A 26,460-nucleotide genomic window follows, 5' to 3' on the forward strand; every position below is an offset into this window, starting at 1 on the left:
ACTGGACGCCTACGGCTCTTCTGCGGTGATCCTGCGGCCGGTGAGGCTCGTGGGCCGGATGGACACCCACATCTCGCGTGCACCGCCCGCCCAGGGCGGGGTGTGGGCGTGCTCGACGAGGCCGCGCACCGCCTCCGGCTCCGTGACGACGCTCGCGCGGCCTACGGCGAGCACGCTCCACCCCCGGCTCAGGGCGTCGTCCACGTGGTCGACCTCGAAGGCGACCTCGGTGCCGACGGCCGCCGCGGGCAGCGAGTCGGGGGCGGTCCGGAAGGCGATGGTGTCGCCGATGATCTCGTAGTTGACCGGTACGACCGCGGGCCGGCCGTCGGACGAGGTCACCGCGACGCGTCCCACGCCGTGGGTGGACAGCAGCACACGGCATGCGCCCTCGTCGAGATCCTCGAGGCGGGGGTGCAGCAGCGCGTGCGCCTGGCCGGGTGGCAGCCCGGTTCCGCCGCCGCGCAGCGCCGTGACGGTGGTGCCCAGGGCGTCGGCCAGCCGGATGAGAGCCGCCACGCTCGGATCGGCGGGGTGCTCCTCCAGGTACGACAGGTAGCCGGGCGACATACGGGCGCGGCGGGCCGTCTCCTCCAGGCCGAGTCCTCGTCTGCGGCGTTCGGCGGCCACGCGCCGGCCGAGGTCGCCGGGATCGGCCGCACCGGGCGACGGGACCTCTCCATGTTGTTCCAGATGTTGTTCCAGCCGGCCTTCCGGCTGGTGTTCCGGATGATGTTCCAGCTGGTGTTCCAGATGGTGAACGTGCGCGTCGGGCCCGGGGAACACGAGCGTCACCTCGTCCGTGTCCGACCAGCGCACGTCGTACGGCGGTGTGCCGTCCTCATGACGAAGTCCGACGATCTCGCCGTCGCGCCGGGGGGCGCCCGACGTCGTGCTCTCGATGACGAGCTGGTCGCCGAGGTGGGCTCGCATGGTGACCACCCCTCCTTCGGATGGTTCCGTGTCCGGACGTGTGTCGGCGAGCCGGGCCGCTTCACAGGAGCCAGCCGGCGGGCTGGTGTGTGCCCCGCCGCGGTGCGCCCTTCTCCTCGATGTCCCGCTCGGCGGCCTGCAGCAGTTTGCGGGCGAGGTCGTTCATCGCCCGGCCCGCCGCGAGCTCGTCGCCGATCTCCGGCACGTCACCGTCCGCCGGATGGCAGTGCGCGGTTCCGTGGCCGGTGAGTGCCGTGGTGCCGGTGTCCAGCACCAGATGCGCCTTCGTCGTTCCCTCGTCGTCCTCGAAGATATGGAGACGGGCCTTCCATTCCGCGGTGTGCGACATCGCCATCCTCCTCATCCGGCACGGACCGCGAGTGCCGTCGCGCCTCACCGTCCCCAGGGGCGGAACACCTGCGCGGGACCGGGTGCCGTGACGTTCACCGACGACAGCTTCCTCACCGGCCGGCCGTCGTACTCCACCATTTTGTACGCGGAGTCCCGGTACGGCGCGTCGGCCGAGTCGCCGGTCGCTCCCCCCTCCCGGTCCACCGTCGAACACCGGCGGGCTCCGGTCACCGGGCCGAAGGTCCCTCGTGGGCCGACTTCCGGCCCCGATACCCGTCTTTCTCTCCTCACCCAGCGTCCACATGCGCGGCGGAGGGGAATGGGGTACTCCTCGATAGGGGAGAAACGGAGGCCGCCGCCATGCAACCCGTCGTCACCGTGGGCCTGGACGGCTCACCCGAGAGCCTCGCCGCCGCCCGCTGGGCCGCCGACGAGGCCGAGCAGCGGGGGCTCACCCTGCGACTGCTGCACGCGTGGCCGCTGCTGGCGCCGGAACCGGCCCGGGTCGCCTCCGAAGTCGACCAGAACTACTGGGCGAAACGTCTCGTCCACACCGCGCAGGCCGAACTCCAGGCACACCATCCGGGGCTGACCGTCCTCGGGACCCTGGCCCCCGAGGACGCCCAGGAGGCCCTCGTCAGAGCCGCCGCGGAGTCCGAGATGCTCGTGCTCGGCTCCCGCGGACTGGAGTCCGTCGAGAGCTACTTCATGGGCGACATCAGCATGCCGGTCGTGGCGCGGGCCGGTCGGCCCGTCGTCCTGGTCCGCGCCGGGCAGGCCGACCGGGGACCGGCCACCGGACCCCCGAGCCGCGTGGTCGTGGCGCTGAAACTGCACACGCCGGGCGACGAGCTGCTCGACTTCGCGTTCCACTCCGCCGCGGCCCGGGGCGTGCCCCTGCTCGCCGTCCACGGCCACAGCGTGCCGCTCCACGCCCGCATGCCCTGGGGGACGGACCACACCGTCACCGAGGAGATCACGAAGAAGGCACGCAAGGAGCTGGGCAAGGCGCTGCGCCCCTGGCACGAGAAGTACCCGCAGGTGGAGGTGGTCGACAGCGTCCGTCTGGCGAGCCCGGCCAGGGCCGTCGTCCAGGCCGCCGAGGGCGCCGCGCTGCTGGTCGTCGGGCGGCGGGCGCACCGGCACGGGGTGGCACCGCATCTGGGGCCCGTCGCCCACGCCGCCCTGCACCACGGGCGCTGCCCGGTGGCCGTCGTCCCCCATGACTGATCGCGGTCACCCGGTGGGTCCGCCGCCCCGTGCGGAGGTGTGCGAGACCCACACCGCGATCCTGTTCTTCGCCGGCGACCGCGCCTACAAGGTCAAGAAGCCGGTGGATCTGGGGTTTCTGGACTACAGCTCGCCCGCGGCCCGCCGGACGGCCTGCGCACGCGAGGTGGCGCTCAACCGCCGCTTCGCACCGGACGTGTACCTGGGCCTCGGCGAATTCACCGGTCCCGACGCCGAGGTCGCGGAGCCTCTCGTGGTGATGCGCCGCATGCCGACGGACCGACGCCTCTCCCGGCTCGTGCGCACGGGCGCGACGCTCGACGACGTGCTGCGGGCCGTGGCCCGTCGGCTCGCCGCCTGGCACGCGGAGGCGCCCCGCGGCCGGGAGGTGGACGAACAGGGCACGCGGGACGCGTTGGCGGCGCGGTGGGAGGCGAGCTTCGCGCAGATCCACGCCTCGGCCGACGACGGCTCCCTGCCCGAAGGAGTGCCCGAGGGGATGCCCGAGGTCGAGCGGCTGGTGCGCCGCTATCTCGCCGGCCGCGAGCGGCTGTTCGACTCCCGCATCGCCCAGCGGCGGGTGGTGGACGGCCACGGTGACCTGCTCGCCGAGGACGTCTTCTGCCTCGACGACGGCCCCCGCGTCCTGGACTGCCTGGAGTTCGACGACCGGCTCCGGTACGTCGACGGTCTGGACGACGCCGCCTTCCTCGCCATGGACCTGGAACAGCTCGGCGCCCCGGAGGCGGCGGCATACTTCCTCGCCCGGTACAGCGAGTACTCCGGCGACCCCGCACCCCCGTCCCTGTGGCACCACTACGTCGCCTACCGCGCGTTCGTCCGCGCCAAGGTGTCGCTCATCCAGGCGGGCCAGGGAGCGCCGGGCGCGGAGTCGGCGGCACGGCGGCTGGTCTCGACGACCCTGCGTCATCTGCGCACCGCCGCCGTCGGCCTCACCCTCGTCGGCGGACTGCCGGGCAGCGGGAAGTCCACCCTCTCCGGTGCGCTCGCCGGTCGGCTGGAGGCCACGCTCCTCAGCAGCGACCGGCTCCGCAAGGAGCTCGCGGGCATCCCGCCGGAGCGGTCGGCCGCGGCGGCCTACGGCGAGGGTCTGTACACGTCCGAGTGGACGGCCAGGACCTACGCCACCCTGCTCGACCGCGCGGCCGCCCTGCTGTCGTCCGGCGAGTCCGTCGTCCTGGACGCCACCTGGTCCGCCGCCGAGCAGCGCACGGCGGCCCTGCGGATGGCCGAGCGCACCGGCGCTGACCTGACGGCCCTGCACTGCCGGGTCCCCGGCGAGGTCTCGGCGGCCCGTCTGAGCACCCGTGCCGCCGGTACGTCCGACGCCGGGACCGAGGTCGCCGCCGCCATGGCGGCCACGGAGCCGCCGTGGCCCGAGGCCGTCGCCGTCGACACCGGCGGACCGCTGGAGTCCGCCGTCGCCCAGGCGCTTGCGGCCGTACGACCGTGGGGCGCCGGCCAGGCCCCGGTCTTCCGCCGCCCGTACATGGAACCGGACTAGGCGTGTGGCGAGGACCGGACAGGGAACCGGAGGGCTGCCGCGGTGCGGCGAACCGCGGGACCGGTGGGCGCGCGCTCGCGGAGCGAGTCGGTCGTCGCCCCGCCGCCCGCCCGACGCCGACGGGGAGAAGCCGACGTGGAGAAGCCGCGTGCCACGCCCCCCGAACGCCTTCGTGGAGAGGCCGTCATGCCACGCCGCCTACGCCTCCCGATGCGCTGCCCGAGGCCCCGGACGACGACGGCCGGCGGGATGGGTGCGGGCAGGCCGGTTGGGGCCGACCGGCCCATGCGGCGTCCGCCGGTCAGGCGGAGAGTGGGGGGGGAGGAGGGGCCGCACACGACACGAGGAGGCGGGAACCATGGGGCACCGGATGGTGAGCGACCTCATGACCACATCGGTCGTCAGCGTGCGCCGGGACGCCGGCTTCAAGGAGATCGCCAAGCTGCTCGCCGAGCACGACATCACCGCCGTACCGGTCGTGGACGACGACGAACGCGTCGTCGGGGTGGTCTCCGAGGCGGATCTGCTGCGCAAGGAGGCGGGCCTGCTGGATCCGGCCGGCCTCTCGCCGGTACCGCGGACTGAGCCCGGCGACCGTGCGAAGGCCGCGGCCACGACCGCCGAAGGACTGATGAACAGCCCGGCCGTGACGGCCAGGCCGCAGTGGACGGCGGTGGAGGCGGCCCAGGTCATGGAGCGTCACCACGTCAAACGGATGCCGGTGGTCGACGAGGCCGACGGACTGGTCGGTCTGGTCAGCAGGGCCGATCTGCTGCGCGTCTTCCTCCGGGGCGACAGCGCCATCCGGGAGGAGATATCCGGGGAGGTGCTGGTACGCACCCTCGGTATCACCCCCGGCACCGTCACGGTGCGCGTCGTCGACGGGCGGGTGTCGCTGAAGGGCACCGTCGAGCGGAGGTCCCTCGTGCCGGTCCTCGTGCGTCTGTGCCAAGGCGTGGACGGGGTGGTCGACGTCTCCGCGGAGCTGCACCACCGGGTGGACGACACCGCGTCCGGCCTGCCGGAACCCGAGAGGTCACGCCGCGCCGGACTGGCCACCTGAGCGTCCCCCCGAGCGGGGCGTGAAGCCGCGCGTCCTGGTCGCCGCCGGCACGGGCCGTCAGGGCGGCCGGGAGCAAACGGGCCCGGCCGCCCGTGCCGATCACGCCGGGCCGGGCCGACCCGCGCGGCGCGCTCCGCCACGGATCCGCGACCGGCGCGGGCCGGTGCCCGACCGTGGCCCGGTCCCGTCGGCGGCGCCGGTGGCGGAGCAAGGGCTCCGGATCACCGGGAGGCGCTGCACCTGGCGTCGGGGCCCCGTGCCTCGGCCGTCTCGGGGGTGGGCCACGGCCGCCCGGTGAGGCGGAAGCGGAGCGGCAGTCGGTTCGGGATGTCGACCATGCCGTACTCCCAGGTCCAGCCGATGTCAGGTTTCGGCGGCCTTCCGTGGGCCGACCGGCCCTCTGGAGGGGACCGACAGCACCTGCCCTTCCGTCCGCGGCGGCCGGAGGCTGGAGACGTACCCCAGCTCGAAAGCCCCCAGCCCACAGTCCCGCAGCCCGACGGAGGAGACCCGCGTCATGGTCCGTTACGTGTACGACTTCGCAGAGGGCGGCCGTGACCTGGCCGGCCTGCTAGGCGGCAAGGGAGCCAATCTCGCCGAGATGACCCGGCTGGGCCTGCCGGTCCCGCCGGGCTTCACCGTGACCACGGAGGCGTGCCGGGCCTACCTCGCCACCGGCACCGAGCCGGCCGGTCTGGTCCGGGAGATCTCCGACCGTCTCACGGTGCTGGAGGACGCGGCGGGACGGCGGCTGGGACAGGCCGACGACCCGCTGCTGGTGTCCGTCCGCTCCGGGGCGCGGTTCTCCATGCCCGGCATGATGGAGACGATCCTCGACGTCGGGCTCAACGACGCGTCCGTGCTCGGCCTGGCGAAGGCCTCCGGCGACGAGCGCTTCGCCTGGGACTCCTACCGGCGTCTCGTGCAGATGTTCGGCAGCACGGTCATGGGTGTCGACGGCGCCCTGTTCGAGGGTGTCCTGGACGACCTGAAGCAGGCACGGGGCGCGGCGAGCGATCTGGACCTGACCGCCGCGGACCTGGCCGGGCTCGTCGAGTCGTACCAGGACCTCGTCCGCCGCGAGACCGGCGAGGACTTCCCGCAGTCCCCGGCCGAGCAGCTGGGCCGGGCGGTCTTCGCCGTCTTCCGGTCGTGGAACGGCGAGCGCGCCCGCGTCTACCGGCGCCGCGAGCACATCCCGGACGACCTGGGCACCGCGGTGAACGTGCAGACCATGGTCTTCGGCAACCTCGGCGCCGACTCCGGCAGCGGCGTCGCCTTCACCCGCGACCCGGCCACGGGCCGCCCCGGGCTGTACGGCGACTACCTGGCGAACGCGCAGGGCGAGGACGTCGTCGCGGGCATCCGCAACACCGTCCCGCTGACCGCCCTGGCCGAGCTGAATCCGGTGGCGTACGCGCAACTCCGCTCCCACATGGAGGCGTTGGAGACCCACTACCGGGATCTGTGCGACATCGAGTTCACCATCGAGCGCGGCCGGCTGTGGATGCTGCAGACCCGGGTCGGCAAGCGCACCGCCGAGGCCGCGTTCGCCATCGCCGCGGAGCTGGCGGACGAGGGCCTGATCACCCCGGACGAGGGTCTGGCCCGCGTCGACGGGGAGGGTCTCGCCCGGTTGATGTTCCCCCGGTTCGACACCTCGGCCGTAGGGGAGCCGCTCGCGCACGGGCTGCCGGCCTCGCCGGGCGCGGCCGTGGGCGCCGCCGTGTTCGACTCGGCGGAGGCGGTCCGCCGGGCCGCGGCCGGCGAGAAGGTCGTCCTCGTGCGTCAGGAGACCGCCCCGGACGATCTGCCCGGGATGATCGCCGCGCAGGCGGTGCTGACCAGCCGCGGCGGCAGGACCAGTCACGCGGCCGTGGTGGCCCGCGGCATGGGCACCGTCTGTGTGTGCGGCGCCGAGGCGATCGCCGTGGACACCGGGGCGCGCCGCTTCACGGTGGGCGACACCGTCGTCGAGGAGGGCACGGTCGTCTCCGTCGACGGCTCCGAGGGCACCGTGTACCTGGGCGCCGCTCCCCTGGTGGACTCCGCCGTGATGCGGTGGTTCGAGACGGGCGAGCGGTCCGGCGCGGTCGTCGATGCCGTGGCCCGCACCATGGAACGGGCCGACGGCGTACGGCGGCTCCAGGTGCGGGCCAACGCCGACACCCCCGAGGACGCGGCCCGCGCCCGGCGGTTCGGCGCCCAGGGCATCGGCCTGTGCCGCACCGAGCACATGTTCCTCGGCGAGCGCCGCAGGCTGGTCGAGGCGATGATCCTGGCCCGCGACGAGACGGAACGCGAGAAGGCGCTCGGTGCGCTGCTGCCGCTCCAGCGGCAGGACTTCACCGGCATCCTGGAGGCGATGGACGGCCTGCCGGTCACCATCCGGCTCATCGACCCGCCCCTGCACGAGTTCCTGCCCGACCGCACCGACCTCGCGGTGCGCATCGCCGCCGCCGAGGCCCGGGGCGAGCGGCCGGACCCGTACGACACCGCGCTGCTCGAAGCGGTGAACCGGATGCACGAGGAGAACCCGATGCTCGGGCTGCGCGGCGTGCGGCTGGGCCTGGTGGTGCCGGGGCTGGTCGCCATGCAGGTCCGGGCGATCGCCGAGGCGGTCGTGGCCCGGACGAGGGCCGGGGGCTCTCCCGAGGCGGAGATCATGGTGCCGCTGGTCGGCGCGGTCGAGGAACTGCGCATCGAGCGGGCCGAGGTGGAACGCGTCCTCGCCGAGGTCTCCGAGGAGTCCGGCATCCCGGTGCGCTGCCCGGTCGGCACGATGATCGAGCTGCCCCGCGCCGCGCTGACGGCCGGCCGGATCGCCGAGGAGGCGGAGTTCTTCTCCTTCGGCACCAACGACCTCACCCAGACCGTCTGGGGCTTCTCCCGGGACGACGTCGAGGCGGCCTTCTTCTCCGCCTATCTCGACAAGGGCATCTTCGCCACGTCACCGTTCGAGACCCTCGACCGCGACGGGGTGGGCCGGCTGGTCCGCCTCGCGGTCGACGAAGGCCGCGCCGCGCGCCCCGGTCTGACGATCGGCGTCTGCGGCGAGCACGGCGGCGACCCCGACTCCGTCCACTTCTTCCACGCGGCCGGACTGGACTACGTCTCCTGCTCGCCGTACCGCGTCCCCGTGGCGCGGCTGGAGGCCGGACGGGCCGCGCTCCCGCGGACCGGGACCAGTGACAGCAGGTGAGAAGGAGGTGGGGCGCATGGCCCGCATCGTCGGTGAGGTGATGACCCGTGAGGTCGTCCAGGCCCGCCGGGAGACCCCGTTCAAGGACGTCGTACGGCTGCTGGACCGGCATCGGATCAGCGGGATGCCCGTCGTGGACGAGGACGACAAGGTCGTCGGAGTGATCTCCGGAACGGATCTGATCCGCCATCAGGCGGGCCGGACCCCGGACGGCCGCCCCGTCACGGCCCGGCAGCTGATGTCGACGCCCGCGATCACCGTGCACCCGGAGCAGCGGATCGCCGACGCCGCACGCGTGATGGAGCGGCGCGGCGTCGAGCGGCTGCCGGTGGTGGACGAGGAGGACCGGTTGATCGGCATCGCCACGCGGCGTGACCTGCTGCGGGTGTTCCTGCGGACCGACGACGAGATCCGCCGGGAGGTCCTCGACGACGTGCTGCCCCGCGTCCTCGGCCGGACCGCCCCCGAGGTGACCGTCTCGGTGAGGGACGGCGTGGTCACGCTGCGCGGCCCCTGGGAGCACGGCGGAGACCTGACGCTGGCGCTCCGGCTGGCGTACCGGGTCGACGGGGTGGTCGGCGTCGTCAACAGGCTTGCACAGCCGCGCACTTCGGGGCCGTTCGGCCCGGTGCAGGGACCAACGGGACCTGCACCGGGACACCGCTGACGGGAGAGGCTGCCGGTGAGGCGGTACCGGTGCGCCGGCCCCGGCAGCACCGCTCCCGCCCCGCCCCGCCACCCGGACGAACGGCCCCTGACCCGACCACGGAGGCTCGCCCCCATGACCCGCCACGAACACCGCACCGAGGCCCCCGACGCCGTCGGCGCGCCGTCCGACATCACCCTCGCGGTGGACCGCCTGGTGGAGAACGGGCTCAAGGCGCTCACCGACTACGAGGCGCTCGACCAGGAACAGGTCGACCACATCGTGAAGAAGGCCTCGGTCGCCGCCCTGGACCGGCACACCGCGCTGGCCCGGCTCGCGGTGGAGGAGACCGGGCGCGGTGTCTTCGAGGACAAGGCCGCCAAGAACATGTTCGCCTGCGAGTACGTCACGCACAGCATGGGCCCGATGAAGACGGTCGGCGTCATCGCCCGCGACGACATCGACGACATGACCGAGGTGGCCGAGCCCGTCGGGGTGGTGTGCGCGGTCACGCCCGTCACCAACCCCACCTCGACCACGGTGTTCAAGGCGCTGATGGCGCTGAAGACCCGCAACCCGATCGTGTTCGCCTTCCACCCCTCCGCCCAGCGCTGCAGCGCCGAGGCCGCCCGCGTCGTGCGCGACGCGGCCGTCGCGGCGGGGGCGCCGGAACACTGCGTGCAGTGGATCGAGACGCCGTCGGTGGAGGCCACCGGCACGCTGATGCGCCACCCCGGTGTCTCGCTCGTCCTCGCCACGGGCGGCAACGCCATGGTCAAGGCCGCCTACTCGGCGGGCAAGCCCGCGCTCGGCGTCGGCGCCGGCAACGTCCCCGCGTATGTGCACCGCAGTGCCGAACTGCGGCGCGCCGTCAACGACCTCGTGCTGTCCAAGTCGTTCGACAACGGCATGATCTGCGCCTCCGAACAGGCCGTCGTCCTCGACGACGAGATCTACGACGACGCGCTCGCGGAGTTCCGCACGCTCCACGCGCATCTGGCGACCGCGGAGGAGAAGGCGAGGCTGGAGGCGTTCCTGTTCCCGGCGGGCACCGCGGGCGGGGGCTGCGAGCCCAAGGTCAACGCGGCCGCCGTAGGGCAGAGCCCCGAGTGGATCGCGGAACGGGCGGGGTTCCACGTGCCGGCCGGGACCTCGCTCATCCTGGTCGAGGCCGATCGGGTGGGCCCCGACGAGCCGCTCACCCGCGAGAAGCTCTGCCCGGTGCTCGCGGTGCTGCGCGCCCGCTCGGCGGAGCAGGGCTTCGACCTGGCCGCCGACATGGTCGCCTTCCAGGGCCAGGGGCACACGGCCGTGATCCACACCGGCGACCCCGCGCTGGCGGAGGCGTACGGCCGGCGGATGAAGACCGTGCGGATCATCGTCAACGCCCCGTCCTCACAGGGCGCCATCGGCGGCATCTACACCAGTCTACTGCCGTCGCTGACCCTGGGCTGCGGCTCCTGGGGCAGCACGTCGGTGTCCGACAACGTGTCCGCCGCCCACCTGCTGAACATCAAGAAGGTCTCGGTGCGCCGCAACAACCTGCAGTGGTTCAAGGTCCCGCCGAAGATCTACTTCGAGCCCCAGTCCCTCCGCTACCTCGCCTCGATGCCGGACGTCCACCGCGTCACGATCGTCACGGACGCGACGATGACCCGACTCGGACTCGTCGACCGCGTCGAGCGGGTGCTGCGCCGCCGCCGGGAACCGGTCACCGTCCAGGTCATCGACAACGTCGAGCCCGAGCCCAGCATCGACTCCGTGCGACGCGGCGCCCGCCTCATGGGCGACTTCGGCCCGGACACCATCATCGCCCTGGGCGGCGGCTCCCCCATGGACGCGGCCAAGGTGATGTGGCTGCTGTACGAGCAGCAGGCCGAGGGCAAGGACGTCGACTTCGCCGACATGCGGCACAAGTTCTCCGACATCCGCAAGCGGGCCTTCCGCTTCCCGGTCCTCGGAAAACTCGCCCGGCTCGTGTGCGTCCCGACGACCTCGGGCACCGGCGCCGAGGTCACCCCGTTCGCGGTCATCTCCGACCCCGCCACCGGCAAGAAGTACCCGTTGGCCGACTACGCGCTCACCCCCAGTGTGGCCATCGTCGACCCGCTGCTGACCACCGCGCTGCCCCGCGGTCTCGCCGCCGACAGCGGGTTCGACGCCCTCACCCACGCCATCGAGTCCTATGTGTCCGTCTACGCCAACGACTTCACCGACGGCCTCGCCCTGCACGCGATCCGGATGATCTTCGAGAACATCGAGGCGGCGGTCAACGACCGCGCGGCGAGCGAACGGGCGCGGGAGAAGATGCACAACGCCGGCACGATCGCGGGCATGGCGTTCGGCAACGCCTTCCTCGGCATCGTCCACGCCATGTCCCACACCCTGGGCGCCACCTTCCACATCGCGCACGGCCGCACCAACGCCGTGCTGCTGCCGCACGTCATCCGCTACAACGGCACCGTCCCGACCAAGCTCACGGGCTGGCCCAAGTACGAGAACTACCGTGCCCCCGAACGCTTCCAGGACATCGCCCGCACCCTCGGTCTGCCCGCCGCCACCCCCGCCGAGGGCGTCGAGTCCCTCGCGGCCGCCGTGGAGCGGCTCCGGGACTCCGTCGGCATCGAGCCGTCGTTCCGGGCCCTCGGCGTCGACGAGCGCGCCTTCCTCGACGCCCTTTCCCAGCAGGCGCTCAACGCCTTCGAGGACCAGTGCGCGCCGGCCAACCCGCGGATGCCGATGCTCGACGACATGCGCGCGCTGATGCGCACGGCCTACTACGGCGGTGACGTCCCCGACGCCGCCGTCCCGGCCGCCTGAGCGACACCGCGCCCTCCCCCGCCCTCCCCTCCCCTCCCTCATCTGTTTCGTTCCGATGGAAGGATCCCCATGACCACCGACAGCACACGGCTGACCCCGCCGGTCCGGCTGCGCTCCGACGGCGCCGTGGACGAGGCGACCCTGGCGTACGCCCGTACGAAGATCGACGCGATCGTCGGCCGGCCGGGACTGCCCTCCGTCACCGGCGAGGTGCGCATCGCACGGGCCTCCGCCCATCACGCCGGCCACCCGTGGTCGGCCACGGCCGACCTGCGCATCGGCGGTCGTCAGGTGGTCGCGGTGGCCGAGGAGGCCACAGGGACGGAGGTCGTCGACCGGCTCCAGGACCGGCTGCGCCGCCAGACCGACAAGGCGGCCCACGTCCAGGACGACGGCCGGGGCACGACGGCCCCGCCGTGGCGCGGCGGAAGCGGGCCCTCGCGTCCCGCGGCCGAGCCCGGCAACGCGGCACGGGACTGAGGGGCGGTCATGGCGAAGGCATACCTGGTGGGCGGCGGCATCGCTGCACTGGCCGCGGCCGCCTTCCTGATCCGCGACGGCGGCTTCGAGGGGTCCGACATCCATCTCTTCGAGGAGCAGCGGACCCTCGGCGGCAGCCTGGACGCGGGCGGCACGCCGGAGGCCGGCTACACCATGCGCGGCGGGCGGATGTTCGAGGCCGAGTTCCGCTGCACGTACGACCTGCTGTCCGGCATCCCCACCCTCGACGACCCCGCCGTCTCCGTGACCGAGGAGATCCTCGCCGGGCACGAGGACTTCGCCTGGGACGACATCGCGAGGCTCGTCGACGGCGACGGGAAGATCGTCGACACCTCGTCCATGGGCTTCTCCGAGCGCGACCGGCTGGAGCTGGTCCGCTGTCTGGCCACACCCGAGCGGCACCTGGACGACCGGCGCATCACCGACTGCTTCGGCGAGCACTTCTTCACCACGAACTTCTGGTTCATGTGGTGCACCACGTTCGCCTTCCAGCCCTGGCACAGCGCGATCGAGTTCCGCCGCTACCTGCGGCGCTTCATCCATCTCTTCCCCGAGTTCGCGTCGATGTCCGGCATCCACCGCACCCGCTACAACCAGTACGACTCGATCGTGCGGCCCTTGGCCGCGTGGCTGCGCGAGCGCGGCGTCACCGTCCACCCGGGCTGCCGGGTCACCGACCTCGGGTTCACCCCCGGCGTCCGCAGCGGCACGGTCGAGTCCCTGCACCTGAGCCGCGACGGTCACGACGAGACGATCCCGGTCGCGCCCGAGGACCTGGTCCTCGTCACCAACGGCTCGATGACGGACGCCTCCAGCCTCGGTTCGCACACCTCCGCGCCCCCGCCCGCTCCGGAGCGCTCCGACGCGTGGCTGCTGTGGCACCGGCTGGCCCGGGGACGCGAGAACTTCGGGAACCCCGGCGCCTTCGACAAGCGGGTCGAGGAGTCGCGCTGGGAGTCGTTCACGGTCACCACGAAGGAGCCCGCCTTCCTTCGGGCCCTGGAGGAGTTCAGCGGCCGCCCGACGGGCAAGGGCGGGCTGATGACCTTCACCGCCTCCCCCTGGCTGCTCACCGTCGTCGCCAACCGTCAGCCCGTCTACCGCGACCAGCCCGAGGGGGTCGCCGTCTGGTGGGGGTACGGCCTGTTCCCCGGCCGCGCCGGCGACCTCGTCCGCAAGCCGATGACGCAGTGCACCGGCCGGGAGATCCTCGAAGAGGTCCTGCACCACCTCCCGTTCGACGAGCGGACGACGGCGCGGATCCTGGCGGGCTCCACGGTGGTGCCCTGCGTGATGCCGTACATCACCAGCCAGTTCCTGGCACGCCGCGACGGCGACCGGCCGCGCGTGGTCCCGGAGGGGTCCGTCAACCTCGCCTTCATCGGGCAGTTCGCCGAGGTGCCGGACGACGTCGTCTTCACCGTCGAGTACTCGGTGCGCACCGCGTGGACCGCGGTGGCCCGGCTCCTGAAGCTGGACAGGCAGCCGCCGGACGTCCACAAGGGCCACCACGACCCCCACGTGCTGGCGGCGGCCCTGGAGACCATGCACCGCGGCTAGGCCACCGGAACGGTGCCCTCGTCGTACGGCCGTCCGCCCCGCCTCGTGGGTTCCCCGACGGCCGGATCCGGGCACCGATCCGCTGGGGTGGAACCGTGTGACCCGCTGCGCCGGAAGGGCCGACCGTGACGGAAGAAGTGATCCTTGCGTGTTCCGAGCGGTCGGCTCGCGGCGGTTCCGCGGCCGGCTGGGCCGAAGGCGAGGCCCGGCTGCGCGGTCTGCCGATGCGAGCGGTCTCCGGTCCCCCCGCGGACCCGATCCGGGCCAGGATGATCGTGTGCGAGGCCCCTCACCGGGCCGACGCCACGGGGCGGCCACCGGACTCCCGCGTGCTGTCGGCTGTCGTCTCCTCGGACCGGCCGCTCGTGCTCGTTCCGGACGGCTCCCTTTCCCCGCACGGCTCCGGGAAGGTCCTGCTCGGCGTGGATGCGCGCGCCCCTTCCGACGGTGCGATCGGCTTCGCCTTCGACAGCGCCCGGGTACACGGGGCACGTCTGCACGTCGTGCACGCCTGGTCGTTTCCGCCCTGCGCCGCCGCCTGGCCCTTGGGTGTGCCGGAGAAGGGGCGCGCTCAGTGGGAGGACCACGAGGGCGCGGGAGGTACCCGGAGGTACCGGTGCTCGAGGACGTGCTCCTCTTCGCTCCGGCGGCCGCCGGTCCCTCTTGGGTCGGGGGCGGCCTCCTTGATGTTGTACGCCAGCTTCAGCGCCTCTTCCAGCTTCGGTCGGGTCTTGCCCGGGTGCTGATCTTCTCGTGGAACTTCGTCGGACGGTCGCAGGAGGGGATCGAATAGGCTCGCGCGCGCCGGAAACGACCGGCCGGATCTGGGCCGAGGACCCACACACCGGAAAACGCCGCGATCTGGGACTCGAGGACGAACGCGCGTTTTGGACCTGGGCGGTGGTCGACATCCTGCGGGCCACCGGCATTCGCATCGAGGAGCTGCTGGACCTCAGCCACCACAGCCTGGTCCAATAGCGGCTGCCCACGACCGGTGAACTCGTTCCCCTCCTTCAGATCGTTCGGTCCAAGACGGACACCGAGCGGCTCCTGCTGGTCAGCCCCGAGCTCGCCGACGTCCTCAGCACGATCATCTGCCGAGTCCGGAACACCAGGCGCATCTGCGGCGAAGACCGGGTGTTCACCGACGAAACCGTCCGCACCATGCTGGACCAGGCGCTCATCGACACCGGACTGGCCGACGCCACGGGCGCCCCGCTCCGCTGCACACCGCACGACTTCCGACGGCTGTTCATCACCGATGCCGTGCTCAACGGGCTGCCGCCGCACATCGCCCAGGTGATCGCCGGGCACCAGGACATCAAGGTGACTCTCGGCTACAAGGCCGTCTATCCCGAGGATCCAGGCGCACCGGCTTTCCTGGCCCGCCGCCGGTCCCTCCGCCCCAGCGAGGAATACCGCGTCCCGTCCGACGATGAATGGCAGGAGTTCCTCGGCCACTTCGAGCGACGCAAGGTCTCCATCGGCGCATGCGGCCGTGCTTTCGGCACTCCCCGCATCCACGAGCACGCCTGTGTCCGCTGCCCGATGCTCTGGCCCGACCCCGCCCAGCGTGACCGACTCGTCGAGATCCGCGACAACCTCCTCGCCCGCATCGCCGAAGCCGACCGCGAAGGATGGCTCGGCGAGGCGGAAGGGCTACAGGTGAGCCTTGCCGGAGCACAGGAGAAACTCGCCCAGCTCGACCGACGCCCCGCCGGCCACAGCGTTGTCGACCTTGGCATCCCCACGATCACCACCCCCGCCGCCGTTCCATCAACGTGCTGGCCCTGACCACGGGTTCAGAGAGTCAACGGCGCGGCGGCAACTCCTGGTCCATCATTGCCGTCATGGACCTTGCTGGAATCGCGGCGATCCTTGCTCTCGCGGGAATACCGGTGAGTGTGCTTCTGGGAGGTGAACCACCGGAGCGCGTTAGAGCTGGCCCGCCACGGAGCTGAGGCTGAACGTGATCGGTGGCTGCTGAAAGCCCGACGTGCCGAGTATCGATACTTTCAGAACGCGTTGGGGCAACTCCGACGAGCACTGTCGTCGCAAGCCACTACCGAAGACGAACTGCGAGCAGCTTACGACGAGGTCCACGACAGCAGTCACCGCATCGCAGAGCTCGGCCCGGACGCGGTCGACGACATCGTCAGGGTCATTCGCCGCCAGTGCTACACGATTCCGATCTCATGGCGAGGCCCGGTGGAGCAGCGGAGGGAACTGTGGACAGAGACCGTCGCGCCTCTCCGCGTCGAACTCGATGCGGCCATACGTGCCGCCGTGGGCAGCCCGAGTCCGCCGGTCCAGGGCGACACTTTGCACCTACGTCGTCCTTGAAGCGGACTCCGAAAGCCTCGTCATCGACGAGACACAGGTTCTGCATGGGTTGTTGTAGATCTGCCGCTTACCGTATCCGGCACGTACACCCAGAACTGGCCCTGGTCAGATCAACCCCTCAGCTGTCAGGGGGCTCTTGGTCAACGCGCGATCGACTCCGAGCCACAGCGCACCGGCCATCTCCATGATCTTGGGCTGACCCATGATGTGTTGACTTATTGTCGTGAGGTCGCGCAAGTGGCGCTCTATGGGGCAGCGGCGGTAGATCGACGCGCTGCCTACCGTGTCCGCCAGGAGGCGCACTGCGTCGAGGCAGCTCCGGATCGTGTGCATGTACGCGCCGACGAGCGCCGCCCGTAGACGCAGCGACGGCTCGTCGCCCTTTTCCAGGACCGACCAGAGTTCGTCCAGGACGCCGTAGGTGTAGCTGCGAGCCGAGCCCACCATGGCATGGGCCTCGGCGACACCGGCCCGCACCCGCGGATCTTCCCGCGCGGGCCGCATCTCGGGCATGGTGAGCTTCGTGGCCAGGATGTCCTCGGCGTCCTCCAGGGCGGCGCGCGCGATGCCGAGCGGCACCCCGGGCACGTTCGCGAAGAACATGCCGGTCCAGCGGTAGAGCACGCCCTCACGGCGGCGCTCCCGCAGATCGCGAAGCCGGAAGGTCTGCTCGGCGGGAACGAAGGTCCCCTCGGTGCGGTAGTCGTGGCTCCCGCTGCCCGCCAGCCCGGTCGTATCCCAGGTGTCGAGGATCTCGAACTCTGCGGCCGGAAGCATGGCCACCCGCGTCTCCGGCCGGCCCTCCTCGGTCATCACCGGCTTCCCGTCCTCGTACACCACCGCGCCGCCGATGATCACATCCGCGTGGCTGCACCCGCTGCCGAACTGCCATTGCCCGCGCAGCCGGTACCCGCCGTCGATGCGGTGCAGCTTTCCCGCCGGAACGATCCAGCCGGCTGTGATCGCATCGAGGTCGGGATACAGCTTGCGGGCCACCTCGTCGTCGATCGCGGAGGTGTAGAAGCCCCCGTCCGAACCGATCATGGCGCACCAACCGGCAGCTCCGTCGGCTGCCGACAGTTCCTCCACGATCTCTGTCTGGGTCCGGATGTCGACCTCCGGGCCACCCCACGCCCGCGGCATCGGCATACGGAACACACCTGTCGAGCGCAGCGCCTCGACGGCCCGGTCCGTCAGCCGACGGCACCGCTCGCTCTCCGCGGCCTCCTGGCGCAGGATGGGTGCGACAGCGCGGGCGTTGGACAGAATCGTCCGGCCGTCCAGCGAGCCGGCGTCACTTGTCGAAGTCATGATCGACACCTTCTGTCAGGCCGGAACGGCTTCTATGACATGGAAGTCGGAGCGGGCGACGGCCACCGCGCGGTTCAGCTTGAAACCGGCGGCTTCGAGCAGACGCCGATACTCGTGCTCTGTTCGCTCCTGACCACCGGTCACCACCATCATGTGGAGGTCGAGCAGGAACGAGGTCGCGTCGCTGCGGCTTCCGGGGGTGACCTGTTGCGGCAGGACACGCTCCAGGACGAACACCCGGCCGTCGTCGGGGATGACGGTGCGGATGTTACGGAGGATGGTGGCGGACTCGTCGTCGTCCCAGTCGTGGAGGACCTGCTTGAGCAGATAGGCGTCGGCGTCGGCCGGGACCGATCTGAAGAAGTCGCCGCTCACCAGTCGGCACCGGGGCAGGACACCGGCGGCCGAGAGCGTGGTGGCCGCGGTCTCCAGTCCGGAGGGCATGTCGAAAACCATGCCCGTCAGGCCGGGGTGCTCGCGCAGGACATGCGCCATGAGGGTGCCGTCACCACCGCCGATGTCCACCACGGACCGGGACCGGGACAGATCGGCGGCCGCCAGGATTCCGGGCACCAGGTCACGAGTGTTCTCGGACATGGCCAGGTTGAACAGTCTGGAGGATTCCGGGTTGCTCGCGTAGTACTCGGCCCAGTCGAGGCCGTAAACCAGCTCCCAGGCCGTCTCGCCGGTCCGCACGCCGGTGGTCAACTCTCCCCAGCTCCGCCAGACTTCGGTGCCGCACATGGTGGATATCAGCCCGTGGACCGAGTCGGGAGCATCCGTCCTGAGCGGCTGCCCGAGGTCGGCGAGCGCGAAGCGCTCCGAGTCGACCGGGGTCACCAGCCCCAGTCCTGCCAGGGCTAGCAACAGCCGGTGCAGAGACGGCCCGTCGACACCGGTCCGCTCGGCAAGCTCGCCGCTCGTCAGCGGCTGTTCCGCGAGGACGTCGGCCAGGCCCAGCTCAGCCGCCGCATGGACGGACTTCGCGGCCATGGCCTGCACGACCATCCCCATCAGGTGGAGCGAGGCAGGTGGTGTCGGCCGGCTGGTCCGCTGTTTCCCCGCACCGCCGGGCTCAGCGCCGTCCGGGGCGGAATCGTCGGCGGAGTCGATCTCATCCGCTCTGCGCATGGTTCAGCCCCCCACGACCTCGACCGAACGCGTCTTCAACGCAGCGACATCGGCCGCGATTCTCCTCATCGTCACCTTCCGGTGGAAGTAGTGGTAGCTGCGGGAGATCGCGTAGTCGACGTGCTCTTCGCTGTCCGTCATGAAATACGTCACGTAATCGCATACGCTCTCGTCGCCCAAGAGGTGAAGAGGAGCGTGCCGGACAGGTATCGTACCGAAGTCCGTGAACAGCGAGAGGATTTCATGTCGGATCAGACCGGCGACGAAGTCGTACCCCTTCACGTGTGACAGGAGAGCGCAGTTCTTCATGATGATCCCCAGGAGGAGATCTCCCTTGTAGGACTGCTCGACAGCCACGTTGTTCACTTCGAGTATCTTTTTCCCGGAGGCTCCGGGTATCACTCGATGGAAAGCGGAGTCGCGAGCCGTCGGCGTCAGCCGGAAGATGGCCACGAGCTGCCCCCGGAACGAGACCCTGTAGCATTCCGAGGATGGTCGAGGCAGGAAATCCTCACTGAATAACCCCAGCGGCTTGAGGGCGTTTTCCAGGAACTCGCTGTACTCTCGGAGCTCGTTCACGCTCCCGATTTCCGATATCTGATACTTCCGCACTTCCTGAAGGACTTCCTCATCCTTCGGTGAAGCCGCGTACGTGATCGGCGATGCCATATCCAGATTGGCCAGTACGTCCTTGACGGTGAGTTGCACGACCCCTCCACTTGCCATTGTTCCGCACAGGAGTCGCCGGACTACGCCGCAGCAGCGAGGACATCCTTAAACATCTGGCTGTAGTAATGGATCGTCATCCGGCGTCCCTGGATGACCTCGTCCAGGTCGGTGTCCTTGATCAGGAAATCATTGACGGCTCTCTTGACGTCCTCGATGTGCTTCGCGTCGAAACCGGCGTGACTGTGGATGAATGTCACCTGGTTGCGCGCCATGCCGTATGTGTCCTTGAGTATCTCGGCCATCGATCCGCCCAGCTCGGCGCCAAGCCCTTCCGTAAGGCTGGCCACCCCGAGAATGCCCAGCGGACTGCCGTAGGTTGCCATGTAGTAGTTCTGTGAGACGAGACCCCAGGAGCCGGGCTTCGGCGGCACGGCGAGAACGGTCTCCGGGTCCTCACCGAGTTGCGTGAGATCCTTGATGCAGAACAGGTCGTGGTTGTTCTCCTCGTTGACCTGCTCGAAGAACCAGTCACGCAGTTTGCGGTAGTCGTCATCGAGCCTGGCGCCGGCCAGGGACAGCATCCGGGAGGTATGCCGCACCATGTGGTACGTCTCCCGCAGGTACGCGATGTAATGCTCCCGCTTCATCTTCCCGGTCGCCACGACTTCGATCAGCGGGTTCTGTTCGATCTCGGCCTTGAACTCCTTCTCCGTCGCGGTGAGGAGCTTTTCAAAGTTGTTCACGATCAACACACCTTTCGTCTGGAACGGGACAGGGGCATGGTTGTACCGTGAGCCGAGTATCAAGAACCGGCAGGTCAGATCCCCGTCGAGATTTTTTTCTCACTCTTCGGGAACGGGAAGAGGCGGAAGCTGCCGACCGAACGAGCAAGCAACCGGCCCTCGGCGTCCGTGAGTTTGGCCTCCAGGAACGCCGACTTCCCGTTCATGGAAGCGACGCACCCTTCACCGAATACATCGCCAGGAGCGATGGGCCTGATGAAGTCGGTGGTCATGGAGATGGTGACCGGTAGAAATTCAGCCTCGGTCAGTCCGACGATCGCCGACCCCATGCACTCGTCCAGCATGGCGTTGATGAAACCGCCGTGGACCGTTCCGCCGGGATTCGTGAAGTTGTCGGCCGCAGTAAAGCGCAGATGAATAGAGCGAGCGTCCTTGTCGAGTCTCAGCAACGTCCAGTTGATCATCGCCGCGACGGGCGGTCGATCACCAAGGTGATCGTATACCGTTCCTTCTTCTTTGAGGTATGTCTCGGACAAGGGGGTGGCGCTCCCGTCTCATTGCCGGCATCGAACGACAATCAACGCTTGCAGCCCGGCAATCGCGCGTCAAGTGCCCTGCACACCCCGACCCCTGTCTTTGAGGTGGCTGTGCGAAATGTATCCCATGCAGGCGACCGACCCGACGAATAAGCATATGCACATTCAATCCGAGTCGCCTGGGAGTGTCACTCGACCCGCACCGAACCGGCCAGATGGCGTGAATCGACCATTGCTCCGAAGTGGTTGCGGCGCCTAGCATCACACGACTCGGGACCGATCCATCGCCTGGTATCACTGCACAAGATTTTCTATGCCCCAGCTGTGAGCATACCGCCCGCTCCCGGAGGTTAGTCAGCAGTGAGTTCCTTCGACTTCTACATTTCGCCCGTTCCGAAAGAGATCTGGAACGTTCCCATGGCGGGTGATGCCCGATTCACCTGGGAATACGACGACGGTCGCGACCGGCTGCTGAACCTGTACCAAAAGGGCAAAGACAAGCAGTGGGACGCTCAATCGCGCATCGACTGGGACCTGGCGGTCGACCCGGACGACGTGGCGGGCCTGCCGGAACAGTTCAATCCACTGTTCGGCTCCGACATCTGGGACCGGATGACGCAGAAGGAGCGCAGCTCCTTCACACGCCACCAGGGGGCATGGCTGTTCAGCCAGTTCCTCCACGGCGAGCAGGGCGCGCTGAACGTGGCAGCCCGCATCGTGGAATCGGCTCCGGACATGGACTCCAAGTTCTACGCCGCGACCCAGACCATGGACGAGGCGCGGCACGTCGAGCTCTATTCGCGGTTCCTCCGCGAGAAGGTCGGCATGTACTACCCGATCAACCAGGACTTGGCCAAGTTGCTCGCCGAGTCCCTGGAGGACTCGCGGTGGGATCTTCCGTACCTCGGCATGCAGGTCCTCATCGAGGGCCTGGCTCTCGCCGCCTTCGGTCTGTTTCGGGACATCTCGACCACTCCGCTGGTCAAGCAGCTTCTCGCTTACGTCATGCAGGACGAAGCGCGCCATGTCGCCTTCGGGCGGCTTGCGTTGAAGGACTACTACAGCCAGCTGACCTCCAGGGAACGCGCCGAGCGCGAGGAATTCGTCGTGGAGGGCTGCTACCTGCTACGCGACCGTTTCAAGGGCAAGGAGGTCTACGAACAGCTTGGCCTGCCACTCGACGCGTGTATGGACTTCGTAGAGAACTCCGAGATGTACCAGCTGTACCAGTCGTTGCTGTTCAGCCGAGTCGTGCCGTGCGTGAAGGACATCGGCCTCTGGGGCGAAAAGGTTCAAACCGCCTATGCCGGGATGGGCATCCTCGACAACGCCAAGGGCGACCTCGAAGCTCTCATGAAGCAAGACGAGGACATCGCGGAGGCGCTGGACCGGCAGCGCTACGAAAGCGAACTGGCCGACCGCAAACAAGAGGTGGACGAAGCAATCACCCTTGGCAGGGATGAGCCCGAGTCCGAATGAGCGACGGTGCCCCACCCGGGGCGGACGAGGTGTGGGGTGCGCTGACTCCGGAGCGCCGGGTGGCGGTGTTCGAACCAGGACAGCTGGCTGACGCCGCCGTCTGGCACGAGTTGGCTGCGTGGGGGCAGTCACCCGCTGGGAGGTTCCAGCTGGGCTTCGAGGTCGGCGACACGTCGGTCCTGGAACCGCGGGTCCGGCCGGCGGCGGCCGGACCCGCTTCCGTCGGGGGACGCGAGGGGCGTCAGTCGTGCGTCACCAGGGCCGTCAGGTCCAGGAGTCGGTTGGTGTAGCCCCATTCGTTGTCGTACCAGCCGAAGACCTTGGCCAGGGTGCCGTTGGCCTGGGTCAGGGCCGGGTCGAAGACACAGGAGGAGGGGTCGCCGATGACGTCGCGGGAGACGATCGGGGCCCGGGAGACGCGCAGGATGCCGTTCAGGGGTCCGTTCGCCGCCGCTTCGAACGCGGCGTTGATCTCCTCCGCACTCGCCTCCCGGCCGAGGACGACGGCGAGGTCGGTCAGCGAGCCGTCCTCCACGGGCACCCGGACCGCGATCCCGTCGAGCGCCCCGGCCAGCTCCGGCACCACCAGGCCGACCGCGCGGGCGGCTCCGGTGCTGGTGGGGATGATGCTGAGGGCGGCCGAGCGGGCCCGGCGCAGGTCCTTGTGGGGGCCGTCGAGGAGCGACTGGTCGTTGGTGTAGCCGTGGATGGTCGTCATGACGCCGCGCTCGATGCCGAACGCGTCGTCGAGCACCTTGACCATCGGGGCGACGCAGTTGGTGGTGCAGGAGGCGGCGGAGACGATGCGGTCGCGGTGCCGGTCGTAGCTCCGGTCGTTGACGCCCATCACGATGGTGGCGTCCACCCCCTTGCCGGGCGCGGAGAGCAGTACGGTGCGGGCGCCGCCCTTGAGGTGCAGGGCGGCGGAGTCGCGGTCGCGGAAGCGGCCGGTGGACTCGACGACGACGTCGACGCCGTACGCGGACCAGCGCAGGGCCGCCGGGTCGCGCTCGGCGGTGACGGCGATCCGCCGCCCGTCCACGGTGATCGAGTCGTCGTCGTGCTCGACGTCCCGTCCCATGCGGCCGAACGTCGAGTCGTACTCCAGCAGGTGGGCCAGGGTGGCGGGTGAGGTGAGGTCGTTGACGGCGACGACCTCGAGGTCCTGGGTGCCTTGCTCGACGCGGTCGAGCGCGGCTCGCAGATACGTGCGGCCGATGCGGCCGAAGCCGTTGATTCCGACGCGGACGGTCATGGCGGGGGTTCCCTTCCGAAGGGGGTTCAGATGGTCCAGGTCCAGTCGGCGACCTCGGGCAGGTCGGTGCCGTGTTCGCGGATCCAGTCGTGGTGACGGGCTCGGGCGTCGGCCATCTCCTGCCGTACGGCCGCCGCGCGCACCGCGAGCCCGGGGACCCGGTCGATGACGTCCATGACCAGCCGGTAGCGGTCGAGGTCGTTGCGGACGACCATGTCGAACGGTGTGGTCGTCGTCCCCGACTCCTTGTAGCCCCGGACATGGAGAGCGCGGTGCCCGGTGCGGCGGTAGGCGAGGCGGTGGATCAGCCACGGGTAGCCGTGGTAGGCGAAGATCACCGGTTTGTCGGTGGTGAACAGTCCGTCGTACTCGAAGTCGCTCATGCCGTGCGGGTGTTCCTCGCGCGGCATGAGCCGGGTCATGTCGACGACGTTCACGACGCGCACGGCGAGCTGCGGGAGGTGGCGGCGCAGCAGCTGGGCGGCGGCCAGGACCTCCTGGGTGGGCACGTCGCCGGCGCAGGCGAGGACGACGTCCGGCTCCCGACCGGCGTTCTCGGTGCCGGCCCAGTCCCAGATCCCGGCGCCGCGTGCGCAGTGGGCGCGGGCCTGGTCCAGGGTGAGCCAGTCGAAGCAGGGCTGTTTCCCGGCCACGACGACGTTGACGTGGTCACGGCTGCGCAGGACGTGGTCCGCGACCGACAGCAGGGTGTTGGCGTCCGGCGGGAGGTAGACGCGTACGACTTCGGGGCTCTTGTTGAGGACGTGGTCGACGAAACCGGGGTCCTGGTGGGAGAAGCCGTTGTGGTCCTGGCGCCACACGTGCGAGGTGAGCAGGTAGGTGAGGGAGGCGACGGGCGCGCGCCACGGCAGTTCCCGGGAGGTCTTCAACCACTTGATGTGCTGGTTGACCATGGAGTCGACGATGTGCACGAACGCCTCGTAGCAGGAGAACAGGCCGTGACGGCCCGTCAGGAGGTAGCCCTCCAGCCAGCCCTGGCAGGTGTGTTCGGAGAGGATCTCCAGCACCCGGCCGTGGTGCTCCAGGTGTTCGTCCACCGGGAGGTGCAGGGCCTGCCAGGCCTTGCCGCTGACGTCGAGGACGGCCTGGAGCCGGTTGGAGGCGGTCTCGTCGGGACCCACGAGCCGGAAGTCCCGGCGTCCGCCGGTGTCGTGCATCAGCCGGGCGAGGAGGCCGCCGAGGACGCGGGTGGGTTCGTGCAGGGTGGTGCCCGGCTTGTCGACCGGCACCGCGAACTCCTCCAGTGGTGCGACGGGCAGGTCGCGGACGAGCAGGCCGCCGTTGGCGTACGGGGTGGCGCCGAGCCTGCGCCGGCCGTCGGGAATCGGAGCGAGGACGTCGTCGGCGGGCCGGCCGTCGGGGCCGAAGAGTTCCCGCGGCCGGTACGAACGCAGCCAGGCCTCCAGCTGACGCAGGTGCGCGGGGTTCTCGCGGACGCCGGCCAGCGGCACCTGATGAGCGCGCCAGGTGCCCTCGACCGGCTCGCCGTCCACCTCGGCGGGGCCGGTCCAGCCCTTCGGGGTACGCAGCACGATCACCGGCCAGTGCACGCGTCCGGTGACGCCGTCCTCGCGGGCGGTCCGCTGCATGACGGCGATGCGGTCGAGCGCGTCGTCCATCGCCGCGGCCATGGCCCGGTGGACCTGGAGAGGGTCGTCGCCGGTCACATGGATCGGGTCGTGACCGTAACCGCGCAGCAGAGCGTCGAGTTCGGGCTCGGGGAGCCGGGCGAGCACGGCCGGGTTGGCGATCTTGTAGCCGTTGAGGTGGAGGATCGGCAGGACGGCGCCGTCGTGGACGGGGTCGAGGAACTTGTTGGAGTGCCAGGACGCGGCCAGCGGCCCGGTCTCGGCCTCGCCGTCACCGATGACGCAGGCGACGAGCAGGTCCGGGTGGTCGAAGGCGGCGCCGTAGGCGTGCGCGAGCGAGTAGCCGAGTTCGCCGCCCTCGTGGATCGAGCCCGGGGTCTCGGGGGCCACATGGCTGGGGACCCCGCCGGGGAAGGAGAACTGCCGGAACAGCCGCGCCATGCCCGCGCCGTCCCGCGGCACGTCGGGGTACTTCTCGCTGTAGCTGCCCTCCAGCCAGGAGTTGGCGAGCACGGACGGGCCGCCGTGCCCCGGACCCCACACGCACAGCGCGTCGATCCCGCGGGCCTTGATGACCCGGTTGAGGTGGGTGTACACGAGGTTGAGGCCGGGCGAGGTGCCCCAGTGGCCGAGCAGCCGGGGCTTGATGTGCTCGGGTTTCAGAGGCTCGGTGAGCAGCGGGTTGGCCATCAGGTAGATCTGCCCGGCCGCGAGGTAGTTGGCGGCGCGCCAGTGGGCGTCGAGCGTGCGCAGTTCGTCGTCGGAGAGGGCGGGGGCGTGCGGCTGTTCGGCCAGGGACATGGGAGGCGCTCCGGGAGTCGTCTGCGGGGAGGTCGGTGGACCGTTGCTCAGCGCAGCCAGCTGTGGTCGCGGACGAAGGGCAGCTTGGCCCAGAGCCGGCCCGCGCCCAGGGTGTCGCCCGCGGCGGTGGCGGCCAGGACGATCAGGGCGAGGGCGTAGACCAGGTGGTAGTCGGCGAACGGGTTGGTCGACATGCTCGCCGAGCCGTCGGAGAGGTGCTTGGCGGGCGGCCATTCGGCGATCCACATCAGCGCCATCATCGCGGCGCCGGCGACGGCGGCGAGCCGCAGCGCGACCCCGGCGACGAGGGCGAGGCCGATGCCGAGCAGACCGAGCATGAACAGCCAGTTCGCCCAGGGGTCGCCGGCCCAGGAGTGGAAGGTGGACTCCATCGGTCCGGCGGCGACGGAGCCGAGGAAGCCCTTCGTCGGCGAGCCGCCGTCGATCCAGCCCTTGCCGGAGGGGGTGGCGTAGCCGAGGCCGAAGGTCTTGTCGAGGAAGGCCCACAGGAAGACGAACCCAGTGAGCAGGCGCAGGGCGGCGAGTGCGTAGGCCGGGGCGGTGGCCGCCGCCACGGCGGACCCGGCCCCGGACGCGGACGCGGTCCGGTGCCTGCGGAACGAGGGCAGGTGGAGGCCGGGGCTGCGGTGGGGGTGCTCGTGCACGGCCATGGTGGTGGTTCCCTTCGGGACGGTCGGGTCGGCGTTCCCTGACGCCTCCCACTCTCGTGCCGTTCGCCGTCCGGCACCCG

General features: G+C 70.3%; 22 protein-coding genes and 1 pseudogene. 12 read left to right on the top strand and 11 right to left on the bottom strand.

From position 1 onward, the window contains the following. Positions 1-9: 9 nt before the first annotated feature. From ACYQ8Q_RS06005 to ACYQ8Q_RS06015, 3 genes and pseudogenes are all read right to left on the bottom strand, one after another. Positions 10-933, bottom strand: a complete 924-nt coding sequence (locus tag ACYQ8Q_RS06005) for a DUF1918 domain-containing protein (protein WP_460062591.1) — start codon at positions 931-933, stop codon at positions 10-12. Between the two features lie 61 nt (positions 934-994). Further along, the gene (locus tag ACYQ8Q_RS06010) at positions 995-1,282 is read right to left on the bottom strand and encodes a DUF1876 domain-containing protein (RefSeq protein ID WP_460062593.1); all 288 of its coding nucleotides are present in this window, start codon (positions 1,280-1,282) and stop codon (positions 995-997) included. A 59-nt stretch (positions 1,283-1,341) separates the two neighbouring features. After that, positions 1,342-1,476 (bottom strand): annotated as a pseudogene (locus tag ACYQ8Q_RS06015) (nicotinate phosphoribosyltransferase); the annotation flags it as partial. 168 nt (positions 1,477-1,644) lie between these two features. Between ACYQ8Q_RS06015 and ACYQ8Q_RS06020 the strand changes: the two are divergent. The 11 genes from ACYQ8Q_RS06020 to ACYQ8Q_RS06070 all read left to right on the top strand — a co-directional run bounded on the left by ACYQ8Q_RS06020 (position 1,645) and on the right by ACYQ8Q_RS06070 (position 15,625). After that, a complete protein-coding gene (locus ACYQ8Q_RS06020; protein WP_460062594.1) occupies positions 1,645-2,514 on the top strand; it encodes a universal stress protein in 870 nt (289 codons plus the stop codon). Positions 2,515-2,551: 37 nt separating this feature from the next. Further along, positions 2,552-4,039, top strand: coding sequence for a bifunctional aminoglycoside phosphotransferase/ATP-binding protein (locus tag ACYQ8Q_RS06025; RefSeq protein WP_460062595.1), 1,488 nt, complete (start codon positions 2,552-2,554; stop codon positions 4,037-4,039). 358 nt (positions 4,040-4,397) lie between these two features. Then, the gene (locus tag ACYQ8Q_RS06030) at positions 4,398-5,102 is read left to right on the top strand and encodes a CBS domain-containing protein (protein ID WP_460062596.1); all 705 of its coding nucleotides are present in this window, start codon (positions 4,398-4,400) and stop codon (positions 5,100-5,102) included. 517 nt (positions 5,103-5,619) lie between these two features. Further along, entirely contained in the window at positions 5,620-8,304 is a 2,685-nt protein-coding gene (gene ppdK / locus ACYQ8Q_RS06035; protein ID WP_460062598.1) for a pyruvate, phosphate dikinase, read from the top strand. A gap of 16 nt (positions 8,305-8,320) precedes the next feature. Then, positions 8,321-8,971, top strand: coding sequence for a CBS domain-containing protein (locus ACYQ8Q_RS06040; RefSeq protein WP_460062599.1), 651 nt, complete (start codon positions 8,321-8,323; stop codon positions 8,969-8,971). Positions 8,972-9,085: 114 nt separating this feature from the next. Beyond that, on the top strand, positions 9,086-11,770 hold the full coding sequence (gene adhE, locus ACYQ8Q_RS06045; RefSeq protein ID WP_460062601.1) for a bifunctional acetaldehyde-CoA/alcohol dehydrogenase: 2,685 nt from the start codon (positions 9,086-9,088) through the stop codon (positions 11,768-11,770). Positions 11,771-11,839: 69 nt separating this feature from the next. Then, positions 11,840-12,250 carry a hypothetical protein gene (locus ACYQ8Q_RS06050; protein ID WP_460062602.1) on the top strand — a complete coding sequence of 137 codons (411 nt, stop codon included), beginning with the start codon at positions 11,840-11,842 and terminating at the stop codon, positions 12,248-12,250. 9 nt (positions 12,251-12,259) lie between these two features. Next, entirely contained in the window at positions 12,260-13,831 is a 1,572-nt protein-coding gene (locus ACYQ8Q_RS06055; protein ID WP_460062603.1) for an oleate hydratase, read from the top strand. 269 nt (positions 13,832-14,100) lie between these two features. Then, complete coding sequence (locus tag ACYQ8Q_RS06060) at positions 14,101-14,577, top strand: universal stress protein (RefSeq protein WP_460073188.1); 477 nt, start codon at positions 14,101-14,103, stop codon at positions 14,575-14,577. 7 nt (positions 14,578-14,584) lie between these two features. After that, complete coding sequence (locus ACYQ8Q_RS06065; RefSeq protein ID WP_460062605.1) at positions 14,585-14,809, top strand: hypothetical protein; 225 nt, start codon at positions 14,585-14,587, stop codon at positions 14,807-14,809. Between the two features lie 39 nt (positions 14,810-14,848). After that, positions 14,849-15,625, top strand: coding sequence for a tyrosine-type recombinase/integrase (locus ACYQ8Q_RS06070; RefSeq protein ID WP_460073189.1), 777 nt, complete (start codon positions 14,849-14,851; stop codon positions 15,623-15,625). A 654-nt stretch (positions 15,626-16,279) separates the two neighbouring features. Here ACYQ8Q_RS06070 and ACYQ8Q_RS06075 read toward each other — a convergent pair. From ACYQ8Q_RS06075 to ACYQ8Q_RS06095, 5 genes are all read right to left on the bottom strand, one after another. Next, entirely contained in the window at positions 16,280-17,485 is a 1,206-nt protein-coding gene (locus tag ACYQ8Q_RS06075) for an acyl-CoA dehydrogenase family protein (protein WP_460073191.1), read from the bottom strand. A 15-nt stretch (positions 17,486-17,500) separates the two neighbouring features. Continuing rightward, positions 17,501-18,616, bottom strand: coding sequence for a methyltransferase (locus tag ACYQ8Q_RS06080; protein ID WP_460062606.1), 1,116 nt, complete (start codon positions 18,614-18,616; stop codon positions 17,501-17,503). A 3-nt stretch (positions 18,617-18,619) separates the two neighbouring features. Next, positions 18,620-19,324, bottom strand: coding sequence for a hypothetical protein (locus ACYQ8Q_RS06085; RefSeq protein WP_460062607.1), 705 nt, complete (start codon positions 19,322-19,324; stop codon positions 18,620-18,622). 41 nt (positions 19,325-19,365) lie between these two features. Next, entirely contained in the window at positions 19,366-20,028 is a 663-nt protein-coding gene (locus ACYQ8Q_RS06090; RefSeq protein WP_460062608.1) for a TenA family transcriptional regulator, read from the bottom strand. A 74-nt stretch (positions 20,029-20,102) separates the two neighbouring features. Further along, positions 20,103-20,564 (bottom strand): PaaI family thioesterase, encoded by a 462-nt coding sequence (locus ACYQ8Q_RS06095; RefSeq protein WP_460062609.1) that lies wholly within the window; start codon positions 20,562-20,564, stop codon positions 20,103-20,105. A gap of 360 nt (positions 20,565-20,924) precedes the next feature. Here ACYQ8Q_RS06095 and ACYQ8Q_RS06100 point away from each other — a divergent pair, with 360 nt between their 5' ends. Next, positions 20,925-22,043 carry a ferritin-like domain-containing protein gene (locus ACYQ8Q_RS06100; RefSeq protein ID WP_460062610.1) on the top strand — a complete coding sequence of 373 codons (1,119 nt, stop codon included), beginning with the start codon at positions 20,925-20,927 and terminating at the stop codon, positions 22,041-22,043. A 241-nt stretch (positions 22,044-22,284) separates the two neighbouring features. On the opposite strand, the gene gap is transcribed toward ACYQ8Q_RS06100, so the two are convergent. From gap to ACYQ8Q_RS06115, 3 genes are read right to left on the bottom strand one after another with little or no spacing between them, the layout of a single operon-like run. Then, entirely contained in the window at positions 22,285-23,298 is a 1,014-nt protein-coding gene (gene gap / locus ACYQ8Q_RS06105; protein WP_460062611.1) for a type I glyceraldehyde-3-phosphate dehydrogenase, read from the bottom strand. 26 nt (positions 23,299-23,324) lie between these two features. Then, positions 23,325-25,709, bottom strand: coding sequence for a phosphoketolase family protein (locus tag ACYQ8Q_RS06110; RefSeq protein ID WP_460062613.1), 2,385 nt, complete (start codon positions 25,707-25,709; stop codon positions 23,325-23,327). Between the two features lie 47 nt (positions 25,710-25,756). Then, entirely contained in the window at positions 25,757-26,380 is a 624-nt protein-coding gene (locus ACYQ8Q_RS06115; RefSeq protein WP_460062615.1) for a hypothetical protein, read from the bottom strand. Between the last annotated feature and the right edge of the window lie 80 nt (positions 26,381-26,460).

It is taken from the genome of Streptomyces sp. YKOK-I1 (assembly GCF_054660435.1).